The 18,398-nt window shown below is 41.2% G+C and carries 19 protein-coding genes and 3 pseudogenes; 12 read left to right on the top strand and 10 right to left on the bottom strand.

The window, feature by feature from the left end; translation table 11 throughout:
• Positions 1-603: 603 nt before the first annotated feature.
• The 3 genes and pseudogenes from NJ959_RS11385 to NJ959_RS11375 all read left to right on the top strand — a co-directional run.
• A pseudogene (locus NJ959_RS11385) lies at positions 604-921 on the top strand (hypothetical protein); the annotation flags it as partial.
• Between the two features lie 706 nt (positions 922-1,627).
• Positions 1,628-3,865, top strand: a complete 2,238-nt coding sequence (locus NJ959_RS11380; protein ID WP_254011868.1) for a CBS domain-containing protein — start codon at positions 1,628-1,630, stop codon at positions 3,863-3,865.
• Positions 3,866-4,224: 359 nt separating this feature from the next.
• Positions 4,225-5,427, top strand: a complete 1,203-nt coding sequence (locus NJ959_RS11375) for an HhoA/HhoB/HtrA family serine endopeptidase (protein WP_254011867.1) — start codon at positions 4,225-4,227, stop codon at positions 5,425-5,427.
• 36 nt (positions 5,428-5,463) lie between these two features.
• On the opposite strand, the gene NJ959_RS11370 is transcribed toward NJ959_RS11375, so the two are convergent.
• Positions 5,464-5,910, bottom strand: coding sequence for a type II toxin-antitoxin system VapC family toxin (locus tag NJ959_RS11370; protein ID WP_254011866.1), 447 nt, complete (start codon positions 5,908-5,910; stop codon positions 5,464-5,466).
• On the bottom strand, positions 5,907-6,161 hold the full coding sequence (locus NJ959_RS11365; protein ID WP_254011865.1) for a hypothetical protein: 255 nt from the start codon (positions 6,159-6,161) through the stop codon (positions 5,907-5,909). The genes NJ959_RS11370 and NJ959_RS11365 overlap by 4 nt, the downstream gene beginning before the upstream one ends.
• Before the next feature lie 162 nt (positions 6,162-6,323).
• Between NJ959_RS11365 and NJ959_RS11360 the strand changes: the two genes are divergently transcribed.
• Complete coding sequence (locus NJ959_RS11360; RefSeq protein WP_254011864.1) at positions 6,324-7,037, top strand: pentapeptide repeat-containing protein; 714 nt, start codon at positions 6,324-6,326, stop codon at positions 7,035-7,037.
• A gap of 393 nt (positions 7,038-7,430) precedes the next feature.
• Here the strand turns inward: NJ959_RS11360 and NJ959_RS11355 are convergent, their stop codons facing one another.
• The 3 genes from NJ959_RS11355 to NJ959_RS11345 form a co-directional block, all read right to left on the bottom strand.
• Positions 7,431-7,796, bottom strand: a complete 366-nt coding sequence (locus NJ959_RS11355) for a hypothetical protein (protein WP_254011863.1) — start codon at positions 7,794-7,796, stop codon at positions 7,431-7,433.
• 342 nt (positions 7,797-8,138) lie between these two features.
• On the bottom strand, positions 8,139-8,381 hold the full coding sequence (locus tag NJ959_RS11350; protein WP_254011862.1) for a hypothetical protein: 243 nt from the start codon (positions 8,379-8,381) through the stop codon (positions 8,139-8,141).
• A 36-nt stretch (positions 8,382-8,417) separates the two neighbouring features.
• The gene (locus NJ959_RS11345; RefSeq protein ID WP_254011861.1) at positions 8,418-8,813 is read right to left on the bottom strand and encodes a hypothetical protein; all 396 of its coding nucleotides are present in this window, start codon (positions 8,811-8,813) and stop codon (positions 8,418-8,420) included.
• A 195-nt stretch (positions 8,814-9,008) separates the two neighbouring features.
• Here NJ959_RS11345 and NJ959_RS11340 point away from each other — a divergent pair, with 195 nt between their 5' ends.
• Entirely contained in the window at positions 9,009-9,368 is a 360-nt protein-coding gene (locus NJ959_RS11340) for an ATP-binding protein (protein ID WP_373693642.1), read from the top strand.
• 290 nt (positions 9,369-9,658) lie between these two features.
• On the top strand, positions 9,659-11,125 hold the full coding sequence (locus tag NJ959_RS11335) for a DUF4159 domain-containing protein (protein WP_254011860.1): 1,467 nt from the start codon (positions 9,659-9,661) through the stop codon (positions 11,123-11,125).
• Here NJ959_RS11335 and NJ959_RS30965 read toward each other — a convergent pair.
• Positions 11,125-11,205, bottom strand: a pseudogene (locus tag NJ959_RS30965) (glycosyltransferase family 2 protein); the annotation flags it as partial. The gene NJ959_RS11335 and the pseudogene NJ959_RS30965 overlap by 1 nt on opposite strands.
• Before the next feature lie 204 nt (positions 11,206-11,409).
• Here NJ959_RS30965 and NJ959_RS11330 point away from each other — a divergent pair.
• The 3 genes from NJ959_RS11330 (at position 11,410) to NJ959_RS11320 (ending at position 15,553) form a co-directional block, all read left to right on the top strand.
• On the top strand, positions 11,410-12,489 hold the full coding sequence (locus NJ959_RS11330) for a c-type heme family protein (RefSeq protein ID WP_254011859.1): 1,080 nt from the start codon (positions 11,410-11,412) through the stop codon (positions 12,487-12,489).
• Positions 12,490-12,752: 263 nt separating this feature from the next.
• Positions 12,753-14,933 carry a WD40 repeat domain-containing protein gene (locus NJ959_RS11325; protein WP_254011858.1) on the top strand — a complete coding sequence of 727 codons (2,181 nt, stop codon included), beginning with the start codon at positions 12,753-12,755 and terminating at the stop codon, positions 14,931-14,933.
• A gap of 134 nt (positions 14,934-15,067) precedes the next feature.
• On the top strand, positions 15,068-15,553 hold the full coding sequence (locus tag NJ959_RS11320; RefSeq protein WP_373693643.1) for a DUF29 domain-containing protein: 486 nt from the start codon (positions 15,068-15,070) through the stop codon (positions 15,551-15,553).
• A gap of 32 nt (positions 15,554-15,585) precedes the next feature.
• Here NJ959_RS11320 and NJ959_RS11315 read toward each other — a convergent pair whose 3' ends face one another.
• The 3 genes and pseudogenes from NJ959_RS11315 to NJ959_RS11305 all read right to left on the bottom strand — a co-directional run.
• On the bottom strand, positions 15,586-15,939 hold the full coding sequence (locus NJ959_RS11315) for a Panacea domain-containing protein (protein WP_254011870.1): 354 nt from the start codon (positions 15,937-15,939) through the stop codon (positions 15,586-15,588).
• A gap of 281 nt (positions 15,940-16,220) precedes the next feature.
• Positions 16,221-16,574 carry a hypothetical protein gene (locus tag NJ959_RS11310; RefSeq protein WP_254011857.1) on the bottom strand — a complete coding sequence of 118 codons (354 nt, stop codon included), beginning with the start codon at positions 16,572-16,574 and terminating at the stop codon, positions 16,221-16,223.
• Positions 16,571-16,873 (bottom strand): annotated as a pseudogene (locus NJ959_RS11305) (DUF5674 family protein); the annotation flags it as partial. The pseudogene NJ959_RS11305 and the gene NJ959_RS11310, both read right to left, overlap by 4 nt.
• 310 nt (positions 16,874-17,183) lie before the next feature.
• Here NJ959_RS11305 and vapB point away from each other — a divergent pair.
• Positions 17,184-17,405, top strand: a complete 222-nt coding sequence (vapB, locus tag NJ959_RS11300) for a type II toxin-antitoxin system VapB family antitoxin (RefSeq protein ID WP_254011855.1) — start codon at positions 17,184-17,186, stop codon at positions 17,403-17,405.
• 1 nt (position 17,406) lies between these two features.
• Positions 17,407-17,760 carry a type II toxin-antitoxin system VapC family toxin gene (locus NJ959_RS11295; RefSeq protein WP_254011854.1) on the top strand — a complete coding sequence of 118 codons (354 nt, stop codon included), beginning with the start codon at positions 17,407-17,409 and terminating at the stop codon, positions 17,758-17,760.
• Positions 17,761-17,816: 56 nt separating this feature from the next.
• Here NJ959_RS11295 and NJ959_RS11290 read toward each other — a convergent pair whose 3' ends face one another.
• Positions 17,817-17,966 carry a hypothetical protein gene (locus NJ959_RS11290; RefSeq protein WP_254011853.1) on the bottom strand — a complete coding sequence of 50 codons (150 nt, stop codon included), beginning with the start codon at positions 17,964-17,966 and terminating at the stop codon, positions 17,817-17,819.
• Between the two features lie 123 nt (positions 17,967-18,089).
• Between NJ959_RS11290 and NJ959_RS11285 the strand changes: the two genes are divergently transcribed.
• A complete protein-coding gene (locus tag NJ959_RS11285) occupies positions 18,090-18,326 on the top strand; it encodes a hypothetical protein (protein WP_254011852.1) in 237 nt (78 codons plus the stop codon).
• The last annotated feature ends 72 nt before the right edge of the window (positions 18,327-18,398 follow it).

Below are 18,398 nucleotides of genomic sequence, written 5' to 3'. Positions count from 1 at the left end.
GCTTGATTAGTGCGAGTTGTTAAAGCTTAGTTGGCATGAAAACCAAACAAACACTTGGCACAAACTAATCATCAAAAAATTGAATACTCAATAGTCTCGTACTGAAATTTGTTTCAGTATCTTTAACTGGGGATTAGTGGTCAAGGAACAAGAGTCACTAGGCTCAAGAACCAAGCAGAAATGCGCTTCTAATTGAGCAAACTTAAACCGTGGAGTTGGACTTGCCCATATTTACGGACTTATGCCCAGATATGCCCAGGTTTTTAGAAGCGGATATATTGCACTATTAAAAAAGTATAAGGGTTGATAACAGTTGCCAAAATACATAGATTTACCGAGACTTAGACTAGCAAATTCTGTGTATTGCAGTGGAGAGATAGATTAGTACAGCAAACCAGACAAAACTCTGTCCCTTCTGTGTAAACACCCTGACGGGATTGGGAAACTGAGGGCTGCCATTAAATTAGTCCGAACTGAGTTAATATATAGAGATAAAGTCAGGTCTCAAAGAATATTGCGCTTTATGACCACTCTCACGTACTGCAAAGCACTCCCAACACCGATAGATGAGTTAAACGCCATCGGCAAAACTCAGCTAGAAATGTTACAGTCAATCCTGCCTATTCTAGTATGATTGGTTTAGTCAAATATCTGAGGCTGTATGGCTTGGCTAGTGACACGGCGGCGGCATTAGTAATTGCCCGTCGTGGGATGAGATTAAGCGAAAAGATACCAGACTCCTTAACCGCCTTTGTTGATGTGAAGTCAACTAAGCACGTCTGGAGCCTGTGGCATCAACTGAATAAAAAAATCAAGCAATCCGGTATTAATCGAAGACACGATTATTATACCGTCTCTAACTGGGATTTTCTGGCTAACCTCTTCACCGGGGAAGCGCAAGCACTAGAAGAGATTGCTTAAGAAACTTATACCGTTGAGTTTTCCTAGGTTTACCTAGATTTTTAGAAGCGGTGCTGATTGTCTCGTTGACCTCCCTAAAGACGGGGGTTTGATCGCTAAAATATTTGTGGTAACAAATAGTAACTTTTTCTTAAATGCAGATGCTAATGGAGCGGCAAATATTTTAAGAAAAGTAGCGATAACGCTAAGTTTAAATCTTAGTGGAATCAGTAGGGTTAACGGCAGTTCATTAATATATGGGTAGCTCTGGGCAAATATCTGCAACAATACCCATATATTAGTGTTATCATTAAATCGCGCTTGATTAGTGCGAGTTGTTAAAGCTTAGTTGGCATGAAAACCAAACAAACACTCTTACTCAAACTAATCATCAAAAAATTGAATACTCAATAGTCTCGTACTGAAATTTGTTACCGAAATTTGTTTCAGTATCTCTAACTGGGGATTAGTGGTCAAGGAACAAGAGTCACTAGGCTCAAGAACCAAGCAGAAATGCGCTTCTAATTGAGCAAACTTAAACCGTGGAGTTGGACTTGCCCATATTTACGGACTTATGCCCAGATATGCGTAGGTCTTTAGAAGCGGTGTCTTTGATAGCACCATTGAAAATTCGTTTATGGATTCTTCAAGAATCCCCCGGCTTCTAGCCGTGGGGAGTATCAATTCTCACAGACAAACACACACCCTAATCTGACACAAATTGCTCATGCAGCCTCCTGGCTTGCCCCTCCAATCCTTAGCTTTAGATCCCGCGATTGACCCTAATTTTCTGAGTGTTACACCAGATACGCCACTGCTAGACGCATTGGCATTGATGAGTCAATATCGCAGTTGTTTGCTGCCCAGTAGTAATTTAGACTCGCAGGCTAACGTAGTAGACGAGGGCAAAGAGCAAATTGCCTGCATAGATCGTAAATGGGAGCAATTTGATAAGATTACAGATCCGGTACGGGGTTGTGTCTTGGTGATGGAAAAATCCCGACTAGTTGGAGTATTTACCGAAAGGGATATTGTCAGACTGACTGCTGTGGGTATTCCTTGGCAAAGCCTCAAAATTGCCGATGTCGTCCAGAAACCTGTCATCAAACTGAGGAAATCTCAGGATTATGATATTTTTACTGCCCTAGGACTGTTTCGTCAACATCGGATTCGCCACCTACCGATTGTGAACGAATACGGGGAACCTGTAGGTATTGTTACTTATGATAGTATTCGCAGAGCGCTCCAACCTGTCAACCTCCTGACGCGGCTGCGATTTGTCAGAGATGTAATGACAACCGAAGTGGTTCACGCTACAGTCACTACTTCTGTGATGAAGTTAGCGCAGCTCATGACAGATTATCAGATTAGCAGCATAGTAATTACTGAAGAGAGGGAAGAGGTGAGAGGTAATGGGGAAAAGACAGAAACAAGCCTATCACCTCTAACATCTAATCTCTCACCTTTTCCAGTTGGCATTGTTACAGAGCGAGATATTGTGCAATTTCAAGCCCTGGAATTGGATTTGTCGCGAATGATGGCAAGGGATGTGATGAGTACACCTTTATTTTGCCTCCAACCTTCAGATTCCTTGTGGCTGGCTCATCAAACCATGAAAAGATATCATGTCCGCCGCTTAGTTATTACTGAAAATGGCGGAAAATTAGTAGGAATTGTTTCCCAAACGAGTCTGCTACAAGTTCTCAATCCAGCGGATATGTATGGGGTAATTGAACTATTACAACAGGCGGTGGAAGAGCGAACTTCGGAATTGCAACAGGCGAACAAACAACTGCGCAATGAAGTACTAGAACGCAAAAAAGCTGAGACAGAATTGCGAATAGCAAGGGATAACTTAAAAATAGAAGTTGAGGAAAGGACAGCGGAACTGACTCAAGCTAACTTGAAACTGAAAGAAGATATTCAAGAACGGAATAGAGTAGAAATCGCCCTGCGTCAAAGTGAATCAAAACTACAAGAACAGACAAAAAAACTGCAACAAGCTTTACAAGAAGTACACACCTACCAAAGCAAGCTAATTCAGACAGAAAAAATGTCATCGCTGGGACAAATGGTTGCTGGGGTAGCTCACGAAATCAACAACCCAATTAATTTTATTTATGGAAATATTGCCTACGCGAATCAGTACGTCCAGGACATTATGCGCCTGCTTGAACTTTATCAAAATTCCTATCAAGAACCAATACCAGAAATACAGAAAGCTATTCAAGATATCGATCTAAGTTTTGTCAAAAACGATCTGCCAAAACTGATTAATTCCATGAAGGTGGGAGCGGATCGTATCCGCGACTTGGTAGTCTCATTAAGAAATTTCTCCCGTTTGGATGAAGCAGAAATCAAATCGGTCAATCTTCATGAAGGAATCGATAGCACTATATTGATTTTACAAAATCAGATCAAAGCCACACCTATTCATTCAGAAATTGAAATCGTTAAAAACTATGGAGATCTCCCTCCAATCGAATGTTATCCTGGGCAGCTCAATCAAGTGTTTATGAATTTGATTGCTAATGCTATAGATGCACTGGAAGATGCCAGGAAAATAAATTTACAAGTAAACAAGGGTGATTTAAAGCAATTAAATTCTTTGCCAAAGATTTCCATTACGACTGAGACAAAGGAACTTGAAAATGAGGATAAAATACATCCGTACTCAGGGGTAAATACTAGCGTAATTATCCGGATTGCCGATAATGGTTCTGGTATGAATGAGTCAGTGCGCGAGCATTTATTCGATCCATTTTTTACAACTAAGCCTGTCGGAAAAGGGACAGGTTTAGGTTTGTCGATTAGTTATCAAATTGTGGTAAAAAAACATGGCGGCGATATATGGTGTAATTCCGCACCAGGTAGGGGAACTGAGTTTGTAGTAGAAATTCCGATCCAACAACGAAAGGTTTCTCCTGGATTGGCGTTGGTGAAACCTGCCGAAAATATTGCTTAATCTGTGGGGAGTTTTGAGTTTTGGAGAGCGTTGCGGAACGAAGTCCGTTTTGAGTTTTTAAGAAAGTAGTAGCGCTTCTCAATTGAGGGAGGTACAGAGAAACCGGGTTTCTGGGGATTTCTCTTCTGTACTTGATGCAACTGAAAACCGCTATAGTAGTAAAAAATCAAAAAGAACAAACAACAAATAACCAATAACAAACAACAAATAACCAATAACAAACAACAAATAACCAATAACCAATGACTAATCCTGCGGAAAGTTGTACAATAGAGGGGGGATTAGGGTGGGAATTGCGATAACGAAGCGCTGCTGCAAGCAGATCGCCTGAAAAAAAATATGATAAAGTTTCTATAACCATGAGTTTATCCTTGAAGCAGCTAACGGTTTATCTGACTTTACTGGGCTTAGGCGGTGGCGCAGGAGTTTTGGGAAGTCGCTATCTCACAAACGAGCAACAGGCGGAAAACCTGCCGCAAATTATACCAGCGGTATTGCAGCAATCATCTACACAACCCTTAAGTCGCCCTCCTGACGAGGATCTCAACTTTATTGCTAAGGCGGCAGAAAAAGTGGGACCATCGGTGGTGAGAATTGATGCGGCGCGTGAGGTGGCGCAGGATATTCCGGAAGCGTTTAAAAAGCCCTTTTTTCGACGTTTCTTTGGTAATAATGATGTACCAGGTCCAGAACATCGGGTTGAGCGAGGTACGGGTTCTGGGTTTATTATGGGTTCAGATGGGCGGATTGTGACGAATGCTCACGTTGTTGAGGGTACTCAAACGGTAAAGGTGACGCTAAAGGATGGTCGGACTTTTGAAGGGAAGGTACTGGGGACAGATTCAGTTACAGATGTGGCGGTGGTGAAAATTGAGGCGAAAAGCCTGCCAGCAGTAAGGTTGGGGAAAGCAGAAAATTTAATTCCAGGAGAATGGGCGATCGCAATTGGTAATCCTTTGGGTTTAGATAATACTGTAACTGTTGGTATTATAAGTGCTTTGGGGCGATCGAGTTCTCAAGTCGGTGTTCCTGATAAACGTGTCAGCTTTATCCAAACTGATGCTGCAATTAATCCTGGTAATTCAGGCGGTCCATTGTTAAATGCGAGGGGAGAAGTTATTGGTATTAATACCGCAATTCGCGCTAATGCCCAGGGTTTGGGTTTTGCGATTCCCATTGAAACTGCACAACGTATTGCTAATCAGCTATTCTCTACAGGTAAGGTGCAGCATCCTTATTTAGGTATTCAGATGGTGACGCTGACACCGGATGTGCGGAAGGAAATTAATCAAGATAATGAAGCTGGTTTTAAAGTAACACAAGATCGAGGAGTTTTGATTGTCCGTGTTGTTCCCAATTCTCCAGCACAACAGGCGGGTATTCAACCTGGTGATATTATTCAAAAAGTTGGCGGGAAATCTGTTATTAGTGCGGATCAGGTGCAACAACAGGTGGAAGCTAGTCAGGTTGGTGGAGGGTTAGAGATTGAAGTTGTGCGTCAGGGGAAGATCAAAAAATTGACTGTGCAACCGGGGGCTTTTCCGACACAAAAGTCGGAGTAGGCGGCACTATTTCATACTGTTAACCACAAATGATATTTAGACCGAAATATTGCGTGGATCGATCGCAGTAATTTCAGAAAACCGTTTGAAATCGTCTGTGTTAAAGGTAAGCAAATAGGTAATTTGATGAAAGATCATTGCGGCAACTAGTCGTGTATCGTGAGCCTGCTTTCCTCTAACTTGGTAATTAATAACTAATTGTTCCCAGATGGTATAGATTTCTGGGCGATCCGGCTTTAAAATGAAAAGACCCTTCAGAAGGGAGCTTTCATGGGCTGCCTCCTCTATAGTCAGCCCCAATCCATTTGCATTCGTGGGGCGCGTCGCCACTGCCCAAAACTCAATCAAATTCTGTGGGACAATACATAATAGCGATTGATCTTGTTGACGAAGCGTGGTGTAGGCTCTTTGAGCATCAACGTGCATCGAATCACGTCGATAAACCAACCGCAGCAGAACATTTGAGTCTACCAAATAGCTCATAGCTGCCTATCTTCCCGTTCGCGATATATGCTTTCTCGACTAATCGCTTCATCAGATAATAGGGAAGCTCTTGCTAAAGAAGGACTCCTACCCAATTGATTTAGGAGTGTTTTCCATTCTGGTTCTTCTTGGGTTGCCAAATGACTTTCAATCAGTGAGTTGAGATAGCGCTCAACGGAAACCCCCTGCACTGTGGCTTGTGCAATTAGACGGGCTTCTGTTTCTGGTTTCAGATCGAGCTTAATGGTCATATTTGTCATCCTCATGACTATTATAGCCGTTTTCGAGTTAGTGTGGTAGGGATCGAGGGAAAGTTCATCAAAACTTTAAACTCTGATTCCGGAAAAAGGGTGTTATTCGTTGAATAATATAAATGGATCGTTCACAACTTTTTATCGGGCAAGCGCTGGCGTATGAACTTCAAAACGTTCTTAATTATCGCTATCCTATTCACAGCCGGATCTCTACCCATTCTCATTCGGATATCATCTAATGAAGAATTCCAGTCTTCGCCAATAGTTCAAAACATTGAGAAGCTCACAAAATCTCTTAATCCACTCAAAGCCAAGAAAGTAAGCGTTGAAGAGATTTTGAGAACTAAACGTTGTGTAGGATGCAATCTCACAGAGATTAATCTCAGCGGCGCGGATTTGACTGGGGCTGACTTTAGAAATAGCGATCTTTCCCGTGCTAATCTGGCGAAGACGATATTGAAAGATGCCAAAATGAGTGGTACTCGTCTCAATGAAGCCAAGCTGATGAATGCTGATTTGGATGGTTCTGATTTTCGCGATAGTCAATTCAAAAATGCTGACCTAAGTGATGCTAATCTTTTTAATATTCGGCTAGATAATTCAGATCTCAGCAATGCGATTCTCCATCGGGTTGAACTTAGAGATGCCGACTTAATTGGTGCGAATCTGAATAAGGCTGACTTGACTCGTGCTAGTCTCTACGGAACACTGTTGACAAAGGCTAATCTAACAGGTGCGAATCTGAGTAGCACGAACATGCGTTATGCTAATTTGCTCAATGCGATAATTAAGGATACTAATTTGAAGGGTGCTGATTTGCAATTGGCAGTTATGCCTGATGGTACTACTGCTTATGGCACGAAGCAATATTAATTTAAGCAAGTTTGGGTGGGTTTCGATCGCAGTTTTATCTAGAGAAACTCGGTTATATTAGACATCTCCAGAAATGAGGTTTTCACCTAGACAGGGTAATGGTTTGAGATTCTATTTTGGAGATGTCTATTACACTTAATTTCTTCTGCTTGGGCACGCTGAAAGCGCATGAAGTAGAATTGAGACAAGAGTTGATTTCTACCGAACCATCCAGACGTAAGTAAAACAATTATAAACAAATCGAGGGTGGAATTTGCCAAGACATTTTCACGATCGTTGAATTTGACTAATTACCTAGAATGAGTGACGCAATAACACTGAGAAACAGCCGTGAATACATCATCCCTTTTTCTGGAGCGAAGATTGAATTTGTTAATTTGGTTTATAGCACTTCTAATGCTGTTTTTGCTGGGATTCGTACCACCCCTGCCAAATTTCAATTGATTTTGCTCTGTAACCTTCCCTATCATCTCGATCGAAATAGGAAGCGCGGAACTTTTCCCCAGTAATTTGCTCCAGCGCATAAATAGCTACATAACGAAGGGGTAGGTTTTCATCCATAACCCTAGGAAGCAAATAAGGAACTGCATCTGCTCCGAGAACGATAATAGGTTGAGCTTCTGCCTGGAGTGTGGATCTGGCGACAGTTTTTCCTGAAGGGAAAGACATCTCCCAACCAGATTCTTCATGCAGCCCTAAATCAGAGATATCCTCTGCTGCGAGACGTAGAAATACGGTGTCCATTTTTTCCTTGACCATATTTGTAGGTTTCTCCATCATTGGTTCGGTTGAAGATTGTTTAAGTATTGTTTGGTTATTTTTTGGGTAACAGGCACTCAGAACCAAAAGAAAAATGTTGCATATAAACCAATATCTCATAAACTATCACTTGGATAAATAAGAGTTAAATAAACGTTAAATAAGCGTTAAATAAGCGTTAAATAAGAGTTAAATAAGGAATGAACATGGAGATGGTGCGTTCCCATAAAGACTTTTGGTTTGAGATCAGAGGTTGTCTGAAGGAACGCACCCTACGAGAGAGTAGCGATCTTGGTTAAATAAGGGTTGTGGGCACTCCCTTGTAGATCCGAGGATGCTTCCCTAGAGAAGCGATCGCACTACATCAGACGATCGCGCTCTGTGCTGCTGCGATCGCACGCTCGGCGTGGAGATGGTGCGTTCCCATAAATAATTTTGGTTTGAGATGAGGGGTTGTTTGAAGGAACGCACCCTACGGGAGAGTAGCGATCGCACTGGTGGGTTATTTCTGCCGCGCTGCACTAGCACAGTCAGCCCCATGGCGTGGGTAAGCTGGGTTATCGCTGAGTGCGTACTGGCGAGCATAACTAACTGTTGCTGCACTCTTTTGTAGGGGTTTCCTTATTCGCACATAGCACGATCCTCTTGAGTGGGTATGATATTAAACTGTGCGGTTTGACCTTGGTAAGTAACTAAAAGTTGTCTTGGTATATCCTCTGAGCGTTGAAATTCAAACGAAGCAGTGGTTGAAGTTCCTAAGCCTCCCCCCGTTTCTGCTAGAGAACCTGATGGACGTTGCAACAGTGTGAGTCTTGTGCCACTCTCATTAATCAACTGAGTATCTATTTCGCTACCCTGGATCAGTTCTTGTTGCTCTTGCTCTGGGGACGTAGTGATGAAAACCGTAATATCCCAGGAGTTCCTGGAGTTATTCACACAAATTATAGCAGAGATGGCAACTTCCCCAACAGGTACAGACAACGGTTGAACAGCTAAAGCTGCTAATAGCATAAGCATCTTCTGATCTCCTCATAAATCTGAAACTAATATCGGGCCAGCGATTGTAGGCGCTTTTTAACTTACTTTTTATTTCCTGAAAATAACTTCTTCCTTTGTCAATCATAACAGTTAAGGCATCTTCTCCAGGATAGCCAGCTAAATTTAGTATGACTATCCTACGCGGTGCAGCTTGATTAGTGTCGAATACAGAAGATGGAAGAATATCAGGGTTTGGTGATTTTGACTACGAATATGAAGAATGCTCTGGATGGAGCTTTTGACCGTAGAATTAGATTTACGCTCCAGTTTAGCTTTCCGGAACCCAAATTGCGAGTCGAAATGTGGCGGCGTGTTTTCCCACCAGAAACGCCGACTGAGGGGTTGGATTTTTATAAGTTAGGGAAATTGAATGTGGCGGGGGGAAGTATCCGAAATATTGCGATGAATGGGGCATTTTTGGCAGCCTCTGCTGGGGAAGCTGTGATGATGAAACATTTACTTCATGCGACGAAAAGTGAGTGTGTGAAGATGGAGAAATTGCTGACTGATGTGGAAATTAAGGGTTGGGTTTGAGTTTGGGCGATATTACAGGAGATTGCAGGTTTATGAAGTACAACCCAGAAACCGGGTTTCTTTGTATCTCACCCAGAAACCGGGTTTCTTTGTATCTCGCATACCTGCGATGACGAAATATTTACTTCAGGCGACGAAAAGTGAGTAGGTCAAGTTGTAGCGTATACTGGGTAATACGGAGATTCGTTGTTGGATTTGAAGGATGCGACCGCTTAGAATATTTATGATCGTTAGTCATTGGTTGTTTGTTATGTTTGAACAAGCCCATGACCAGTAAGCAATAATGTACTATGACTAAATCTTGGCCTCCACCACAGATAAAGCAGTTTGAGCGTCTCAAAGTCAGCGATGGTTTGCTGATTAACGCCCAACGATGGCAGTTGGCTCATCAATATCATCGACAGTACCACAATGCGTACTATCAGTCGCTCCACCAACCAGGAATTGTCTGTGGCTTGGGGGTGCGAATCATCCAAGCACCCACAGATGTTGTAGCAAAATTCCGAGATCAACGCTGGGTAGAGATTCAGCCGGGAATTGCTATTGATTTATTTGGTAACTTTATTGTAGTGCCAGAAGCAATAAATTATCGAGTTTCTTCTGAGGCGATAACAGAAGAAAGTGTCACTGTATATATAGTAGTTAAATTTAGAGATCCGGATGAATTGAAGCTGCGAGGAAATGAGGAGAAAGTTACAGAAACCTTTCGGATTGATGAGAAGAAAAATCCTCCCATTGATGGGGATGTCGAGGTATGCCGAATCCGGCTCAAACAGGGAAAAGTACAGTTAATAAATCCCCCTGATGTATTCTACCCAGACTATAACCAGCTAGACTTACGATATCGCCTTCAGGCTCAATCGCGCCCTCATGCGATCGCACAAATTGCCACCTACAATAATTCTTCCGGATCTTCCTCTCAGGTGGGAGGATTGAGGGAAATATCCCCAAGAGATGCTGAAGTAGTTCCCACCGTATCTAATCTATCCTACTTCCTCCAATCAGTTGCAGGTCTTTACCCTGCTTTACAGGGAGCCGATGAAGTGGGAAAGTTAACATTGCAGCCAGAAGAGGCTAGTAAACTATTAGAGTACGATTTGTTTTTCTTAACAGAACGGCAATTTCAGTCTTTTGGTGAACCGGAATTAGACAGCCTTCAGCAATATTTAAAATCGGGTGGTGTTGTGGTAGTGGAAGCTTCTACCAAAGGAACAAGCATTGAAGCTCTTAGCAAAATTAAACAAGAGTTAGAAAATAATTTGATTGACTTTCCTGAAGATGAAGATCTGACTCAATATCGCACCGATTTAGAAGAAGAGCTAGGGAATATCACCGCTAAGTTACAGGAACAAATTGATGGAGTATGTCGCGTATTTGAAGACTTTACAATCCAATTAGGAACACCTTTAAAATCCTTAGAACAATTAGATCGAAACCATCCCATCCGGACAAAACCTTTTCTATTTGCTGGACTTCCCCATATCAATAAACATCCAATTTCAATCTGGATCGGAGGTGGACTTGTAGTAGTTATCGGTAATTTATCATCTGGATGGGGATTGGATGAAAAACTTTCTCTTCCTAGAGAAACAATCCGCACAGCCCAGGAAATGGGCATTAATATTTTACATTTTGCTTGGCGCAGACGACAACTTACTTACGGACAAGGTGGAGTTGAGACAAAAACACCAGCACCTAGGAAAGATTCATCCCCTAGGTATTCTTCAAGACCTAATGTTTTGGATGAATTATTGTAATTATTGGTTGTTAGTTGTTGGTTGTTAATTGTTGGTTGTTAGTTGTTAGTTGTTTGTTGTTTGTTGTTTGTCTTGTCGATCCCTAACCACTAACTAATGACTAACAACCAAAAAATAACGGTTAATTGCCCTGCATAATCACAACCAACCAACCAACAGTTAATAATTAGCAACTAATAACCAATAACCAATAACTAACAACCAATAACCAATAACCAATAACCAATAACTAACGACCAAAAACAAACAACCAATAACTAACAACCAATAACTAACAACAATTTATGTTAAAAAAACTGAAACTTGCCCAAAAATTTACCTTGTTTCTATCACTAGTTTTCATCGCTTCCATTATCATTGGTGGGATTATTCTATCACAGGTGAGTTATCACCAAGCAGAATCGCAGGTGGCTTATAATGCCGAACTACTGATGAAAATGATGAACTCAGTGAAAAGTTATAATAATACTGAAGTTAGGCCACTATTAGATACTATCCAAGATAAGCAACCAAAGTTTCTCCCCCAAACAATAGCAACCTATTCTGCTAAGAAAGTTTTTGAATCTATAAGTAACCAATCGGAATATAAAGATTATTTGTATAAAGATGCTGTCCTGAATCCAACAAACTTAAAGGATAAGGCAGATGAGTTTGAAACTGAACTAATTAATGAATTCAATCAAGAATTTAGCCAAGATCCTAACAATTTAGAAGATAAGTTCAACTTTACTACTAAAGAATCCGGAGAATCATTTTATGTAGCTAGACCAATTATTATCACAGATAAGACTTGCTTAAAATGCCACAGTACACCAGAAGCAGCTCCTAAGAGTATGATCGCAACTTATGGGAAAGAACATGGATTTGGCTGGCCGCTAAATAAACCGATTGGGGTACAAATTATTTACGTGCCATCTGAAGAAGTATTTAAAAAAGGTCGCGATATATCTACTTTAACAATCGGCATTTTTGTAGGAATGTTTGCCATAGTAATTTTACTGATTAATTTCTTGCTCCAGCAATCAGTAATTGAGAAAATTCGACCCATGGCTAGACTGGCACAGAAAATCAGCAATGATGAACTAAGTGTAGATCAGATGACTGAACCCGATCGCCAAAGGCTGGGAAAAGTTGCTAAAAACTCCGATGAATTAGGACATTTAGCCAGAATATTCCAGCAAATGGCTGATGCTATATATCAACGGAAGCAAAAATTTGCTGAACAGATAGAAGATCTTACCTTGAAAAGTCAAGAAAGTAACCGTGCTTCAGATAAAATGGGTAAGATTGCTTATTTCAAAAGTTTACAGAAAAAAGCCAAAAATATTCGGGATAAAGTGGAAGAATCTGGTAAAACAAGGTAAGGGGCTAAGAGCTAGGGGCTAGGGGCTGGGTGGCTGAGGAGAGTTTTTAATACTAACTCAAACTAAAAACCCATTCCTCAAAACTGATAAATTGTACCAGTTTCAATAGCCGCAGGGTGGGGATTCCCTAGTAATGCAATCATCAGCTTTTAGAGTTATATTTGGGAATACCCACCCGAGATTAAACGCTTTGTTGACTTCCCCCATTCCCCACTCCCTACTCCCTACTCCCTACTCCCTACTCCCTACTCCCTAATAAAATAATGGCAGAAAATCTAATTGAAACTACTGTTTCTCCCAAGCAAATTAAATTTAAACCTGGAAGTACACCCGCGTGGTTTGAAGTTACAGTTGTCAACGTAAGCAATCGTTTTGCTAGTTTCCAGTTGGAAGTGACAGGAGCGGGTGCAGATCCTAATCAGGTTTTCGATTGGTATAGTATATCCCCAGAAGTTAGCACCAAAAAACCGCCTGGTGATAAGACTAAATTTAAGGTGACAATCTTAGATGCACCCGTGCCCGGTTTTGTGGGTAGAATGCAGCTTACTGTCCGAGTTTTCTCAATGGAATTGCGGGATGAAGATCGAGAAATTGTGATCTTAATCTTGGAAAAAGGAACAGGTTCGATTCCTCTGACACTGGAGTTACCTGTACGAGATTTCCAGGAGTATCCAGAGAATCCGGTAACAATTCCACTACGGGTTTATAATCCAGGTCAAATTCCGACGAATGTTACCCTTGAGTTAATAGGATTAGACAGAAGTTGGCTAATTGAAGGGGAACGTCAGTTAGAATTACCTCCTAACGGACAATCTTTAGAAAATTTCGTCTGTCAAATACCGGATATCAGCGAAGCGATTAGTAAAATCTATCCGTTTAAAATTAAAGCAACTCACACTAATGGTCCGCCATCTTGGGTGGAAGGAAGCATCGAAGTTCTACCAATCGGAGTTGTTGAGTTTAACTGTAACCCAATCAAACATCAAATTCCTGCCAAACGCCCTTGGTTACCTAACTGGCGAAATAAGCCTGTTACCTACGAACTCCAATTTGATAATCAGAGTAATTTACACCAACAAGTTAATATTGAAATTCAGGATAAGGAGAAAAAGAAATGCACTTGGGAGTTACCTGAACCCCAAACAGATATTATTCCCGGTGAAATAAGTAGTTTGGCACTGGAAGTGAAAACCAAACGTCCTTGGTTTGGTAGGGTCAAAAAAATATCAGTGGAAGCAGAAGCAACTTTATCGGATTTACGTTTAGGTAATACGAAACCATCCTCTCAAATATTAAAACTCCATGTCTTTCCCCTCATTCCTTTGTGGTTGCTGATTGCAGGAGGATTGGGACTTATTTGGTTAGCCTGGTTTTTATCAGGATTTAATCCTAATAATCCATTGTATGGACATAAAGATCCTGTTAATTCTGTGCAATTCAATGGTAATAGTAATAATGTTATCAGCGGTTCTAATGACCAAACTTTAATTAAATGGAGAACCTCTGGCTTTTTTACAACATTTATGAATCCCCAACTTGGCGAGATTGCTAATACTAGCAAAGCCGTTCGGGTAATTCGCTATAAACCTGTAGATAATAATATAGTAGCTGCTGGTTTAGAAAATGGCGAGATTCAACTTTTCAATTTGTTGGGAGAAACTATCCCCAAGATTGATTCATTAGTCTCTGGCAAAGATGACCGCGTATTAGCTTTAGAATTTACTGATGACTCCCGTTTCTTATTTAGTGGCCATGGTAGTGGTTTAGTGATCGGGTGGGATGTCAGACAGAATCTTGATAATCCTGTAGCTGGTCAACGAAAACAACCCATTGGTCGTCAATTTGACTTTGCAGTTTATGGGCTAAAATTTATCGGTTCAGATAATCAAAACTTGGCGATTGCTGGACGATTTAATCAATTAGTGATATGGAACTTAGTCAATAATTCTCTCCTCAAAGTACCTTATCTGGAAGGGGGGCAAGATGATTATATCTTCAGTATAGATACGGCTCAATTACGACCATATCTGTTAGCAACTGGCGATAAGCAAGGCTATATTACTTTGTGGAATATGCGCACATGTCTGGTGGACAAAAAACCCTGTGAAATTATCGATCAATGGTCTAACGGGCACGGTACTAAACCAGTACGCTCGGTGGCTTTGAGTAATGGGGGTTGCTATCTTGCCAGCGCTGGAGATGACGGCAGAATGATGCTTTGGCCTCTGACAAAAGAGGGGGCGCGATCGGAAAAATTCTTAACAGGTAAGGAAATTGCTCGTTCTTTAAGCGGGAAAACAATCAATAGTATTGATATTAATGTTCTTGAAGATCGCATCTACATTGCTAGTGGTAGTGACGATACTCAGGTACGGGTGAAAAGAATGCCACGAATGCGGGATTTAGGGTGCGATGCCTCTTGGCAGGCGAAGCCATCGCAGTGATTAGTGTGAGGAAAGGAAATTAATGTTGACTCCGGAGTAGAATTATGTTTAAGATGGAGCTAATCGAGACGAGTTCTAGTATAGAAATACTGAGGTGGATCGTGCAGGCTTCAGAAACTAACCCAAAAATAGCAATATTGACACCTAATCTCTACGAAACTGATTTCTATGCTTGGACGAAAGAACAAGTTTCCTTACTTCGTAACCATCAGTGGGATAAAATTGACTTGTTTAATGTCATTGAGGAAATTGAAGCTTTGGGCAGAAAAGAGCGACAAGAATTGAGAAATCGCTTGGCAATTTTACTGGGACATTTACTAAAATGGCAATTTCAACCGCAAAAACGTACTAATAGCTGGTTTGGTACAATTCGAGAACAACGAATTCAGATTAAACTGCTTCTCGAAGATAGTCCTAGCTTAAAATCTTGTCTAGATGAAGTTTTTCTGGCTGCCTACGAAATCGGTTTAGCTTTAGCGATTAAAGAAACTCAGTTGGGCGAACAGGTTTTTCCAGAAGCATCTCCTTATACTTTAGAGCAAACCCTGAATCCAAAATTTTTAACGAATATTTTACAAGATCCCTTTGCTCCCGGTGAAGGGAGTGACTTGGCAGAATAAGCTGACGACGAATATCTGTATCTTTTCTTTTTTTATTCTTCTTCGATGACACGGGTTTTGTAAAATTCTCTCATTGATTCCTTGGTAATAATAGCACGACAAGGTTCATCTCTCGGCAAATCACCTCTAGCCTTAATCCAAGGATCTTCCCGTCGCACCATCAATTCTAACTCATAGGCATCCAGAAAGAAATAATCATCGGCTAACTCATCTAAAAACTTTTGCACTTCTTCTGGAAACTCTGGCTTTTCGACTTCTTTCAGTATTGGCCTAAAGTCAAATTTTTCTTTATATTCGTAAAATAAAGCCGGGATAGTCGGTCCGTGTACCCAAGCTTGAAAATCTTCATCAAAAAGCGGTGTATCTTCAAATGCTAGATACCATATGTCCGTGTGAGTTTGCTAGATCTGGCGGGTGTCTAACTTCCCCACAGATGTTGAAACTACCTGTCACATTTTGTGTTACTTTTTGTGCAAAGTTTAAAACATTGGAGTGGGACTCATAGCTGTCTATCAAGCTAACAATCCATTTTCACGCCAACCGTATACAGAAACAAAAACCGATCGCACAATCAGGTATAAAGACTGATCGCCCTTTCTTTTTCTGATAACCGAATGCCTGCGGCACGCTACGCGATCGCTTAAAATGAAAGAGCGATCGCCATTATCTAATTCCCAGCCAACAAACCCGACATATTCAGCACTTTTTCTGACCAAATCCTTCCCTCTTCTCCAACTCTCATTCGTTGTTCCGCATCCTCCCAAATCCCAGCCCAAGAATACTGCCAGCAAGCTAACTGAACCTGCAACTCAACTAATTCAGCAGCTATTTCTATCTCTGCATCTTGAGCTGTCCATTCAATAAACAGCTTACTTTCTTGCAGCAGACTTTCAACTATTGCGCCATTAGCTGCATTTTGACAGCGAGATTTAATTCGTGCCAAATTCGATGCTAAATTTCCCAAGCGAATAGGTAACTCGTCTCGCAAATAGCGTTCCTTTAAAGCATTCCAATCTCTCATAATCCTCCTAATAACTGTTGAACGATCTGAGCAACTTGTTGTCGAATCATCGGATCTTGAATTTCCATCGAACGATTGTTCTAACGGGGACGGATATTGATCAGAGACTCATAGCCTACCTCTTGTGTGAGCGGATACCAATCTGCTCCCCAAATATCTACCTGCTTGCTCCCATTTTCGAGCAACACAGCTTCGCAATCAGCGTGAAGCTCTCCACCACCTGCCAAAATTCCTCGTTCAATATCCACTGCTAGTTTAATATAACTGCTAAGGATTTCTAACATTTCTTCAAGTTGCTCTTGAGTCGCACTCTACTTGCCGCCCAAGAATCAGCTCATGCTTAATAGTCAGCGATTTCCATTTATAGAGCGAATTGATAGCCTTGGGCGATCGAGTATCATGCCATATTTGCCAATTACTCTCTCCATCGGAGTTTAATGTCTGTTTTTTTCGTCACGAGTTAGCTTTTGAGGTTTACCCAAGGGAAAAATGAATTGTTTAAGCAATATGCGATCGCCCATAAGTCAAGAACTCCAGCACACTCTATGAACATCACTGGAATTAAAGTATAATAAGTGAACATGACATAGTAAAAATTGCATAAAAATCATGACTATCGATCTACAGATTTTTCAAACTGTCGTCAAGATGCCAGAATCTCTCAAACAAGAGATATTGCATTATGCAAAATATTTACTTGAAAAACACGCCAAAACTGAATCATCTCCAGAACAAATTGAACAACCTCATGGTTATGGTAGCTGGGCTGGTCAAATTGTTATGTCTGATGATTTCGATGAACCGCTGGAAGATTTAAAGGAATATATGTAACATGGAATTCCTTTTAGATACTCATGCCTTTCTGTGGTACTTGCTTGGTGATTCCAATCTAAGTAGTAAAGCAAAAGAAGCGATCGATACTAAAACAGGTTTGTATTTTAGTATTGCCAGCCTTTGGGAAATCTCCATTAAAATTAATGTTGGCAAGCTTCAACTGAATCGGTCATTTGAATATCTGCCGAAAGAATTGGAATACATTAACGCTCAAATTCTACCAATTACATTTCAAGACACTGAGATTTATACAAGTCTTCCTCTGCATCACCGAGATCCGTTCGATCGCATTCTCGTAGCACAGGCGATGAATCATTCGCTGTTAAACTCCAGAAACTTCGAGCAATTCTAGTTTACCTCAAAGCTGTTCACCTTAAGCTTCAGCGGAGAAATCGCCTCCAAGCTGTACTACTTACTAATCATCCAAAAAATTGCAATTAAACAGGCACTAATTATCAAAACTACATAATTGGCACTCCCACTGGCATCGATTGACAACTCCCGATGAAGTTGTTGCCATTCCTCTGGAGTGGGTGTTTTGCCAATCAGTCTTTCCATAGATATTCTTACTGGAAGTTCCAGAAGGCTATTGGCACTCCAGTACAGATGTACTATAATAGAAGAGTGGGAGATGAGAGTCATCGAACATCTGAACCCCTAGTAAATTCAAGGTTTTCCCCCATGATCAAGCACTATATCCTCAGTATCGATCCCAAAGCCGAGTACCAGTGGGAACAGGTTGTTTTACGAGATCCCATTACAGCACAACGCCCGGATTTCGCGAGTTTGATTGCCCAAGCTGTGGCAGATAAGGCTGGCTCTTACTTAGTATCGGTGAATATTGAAGTCCAAGTCTTAGAAGAAGCGCCAAGTATCCAACCCCAACTGCTACCTCTTGATATCCCCGCAGTGGCGTAAAAGTCAGGGAGTAGGGAGTAGGGAATGGGGAATGGGGAATGGGGAATACAAAAAAAATTCCCCCTTCTCCCC

Source organism: Limnofasciculus baicalensis BBK-W-15 (genome assembly GCF_024178385.1).
GTDB lineage: Bacteria > Cyanobacteriota > Cyanobacteriia > Cyanobacteriales > Coleofasciculaceae > Limnofasciculus > Limnofasciculus baicalensis.
The sequence above is the reverse complement of the archived record's forward strand: the minus strand, read 5'-3'. Positions and strand labels throughout refer to the sequence as shown.

Bases quoted from the DNA above. Each gene is read 5' to 3' on its own strand.
- NJ959_RS11380 (WP_254011868.1), top strand. From the start codon at position 1,628: ATGCAGCCTCCTGGCTTGCCCCTCCAATCCTTAGCTTTAGATCCCGCG.
- NJ959_RS11375 (WP_254011867.1), top strand. From the start codon at position 4,225: ATGAGTTTATCCTTGAAGCAGCTAACGGTTTATCTGACTTTACTGGGC.
- NJ959_RS11370 (WP_254011866.1), bottom strand. From the start codon at position 5,910: ATGAGCTATTTGGTAGACTCAAATGTTCTGCTGCGGTTGGTTTATCGA.
- NJ959_RS11365 (WP_254011865.1), bottom strand. From the start codon at position 6,161: ATGACCATTAAGCTCGATCTGAAACCAGAAACAGAAGCCCGTCTAATT.
- NJ959_RS11360 (WP_254011864.1), top strand. From the start codon at position 6,324: ATGAACTTCAAAACGTTCTTAATTATCGCTATCCTATTCACAGCCGGA.
- NJ959_RS11355 (WP_254011863.1), bottom strand. From the start codon at position 7,796: ATGGTCAAGGAAAAAATGGACACCGTATTTCTACGTCTCGCAGCAGAG.
- NJ959_RS11350 (WP_254011862.1), bottom strand. From the start codon at position 8,381: ATGCTCGCCAGTACGCACTCAGCGATAACCCAGCTTACCCACGCCATG.
- NJ959_RS11345 (WP_254011861.1), bottom strand. From the start codon at position 8,813: ATGCTTATGCTATTAGCAGCTTTAGCTGTTCAACCGTTGTCTGTACCT.
- NJ959_RS11340 (WP_373693642.1), top strand. From the start codon at position 9,009: ATGGAAGAATATCAGGGTTTGGTGATTTTGACTACGAATATGAAGAAT.
- NJ959_RS11335 (WP_254011860.1), top strand. From the start codon at position 9,659: ATGACTAAATCTTGGCCTCCACCACAGATAAAGCAGTTTGAGCGTCTC.
- NJ959_RS11330 (WP_254011859.1), top strand. From the start codon at position 11,410: ATGTTAAAAAAACTGAAACTTGCCCAAAAATTTACCTTGTTTCTATCA.
- NJ959_RS11325 (WP_254011858.1), top strand. From the start codon at position 12,753: ATGGCAGAAAATCTAATTGAAACTACTGTTTCTCCCAAGCAAATTAAA.
- NJ959_RS11310 (WP_254011857.1), bottom strand. From the start codon at position 16,574: ATGAGAGATTGGAATGCTTTAAAGGAACGCTATTTGCGAGACGAGTTA.
- vapB (WP_254011855.1), top strand. From the start codon at position 17,184: ATGACTATCGATCTACAGATTTTTCAAACTGTCGTCAAGATGCCAGAA.
- NJ959_RS11295 (WP_254011854.1), top strand. From the start codon at position 17,407: ATGGAATTCCTTTTAGATACTCATGCCTTTCTGTGGTACTTGCTTGGT.
- NJ959_RS11290 (WP_254011853.1), bottom strand. From the start codon at position 17,966: ATGGAAAGACTGATTGGCAAAACACCCACTCCAGAGGAATGGCAACAA.
- NJ959_RS11285 (WP_254011852.1), top strand. From the start codon at position 18,090: ATGATCAAGCACTATATCCTCAGTATCGATCCCAAAGCCGAGTACCAG.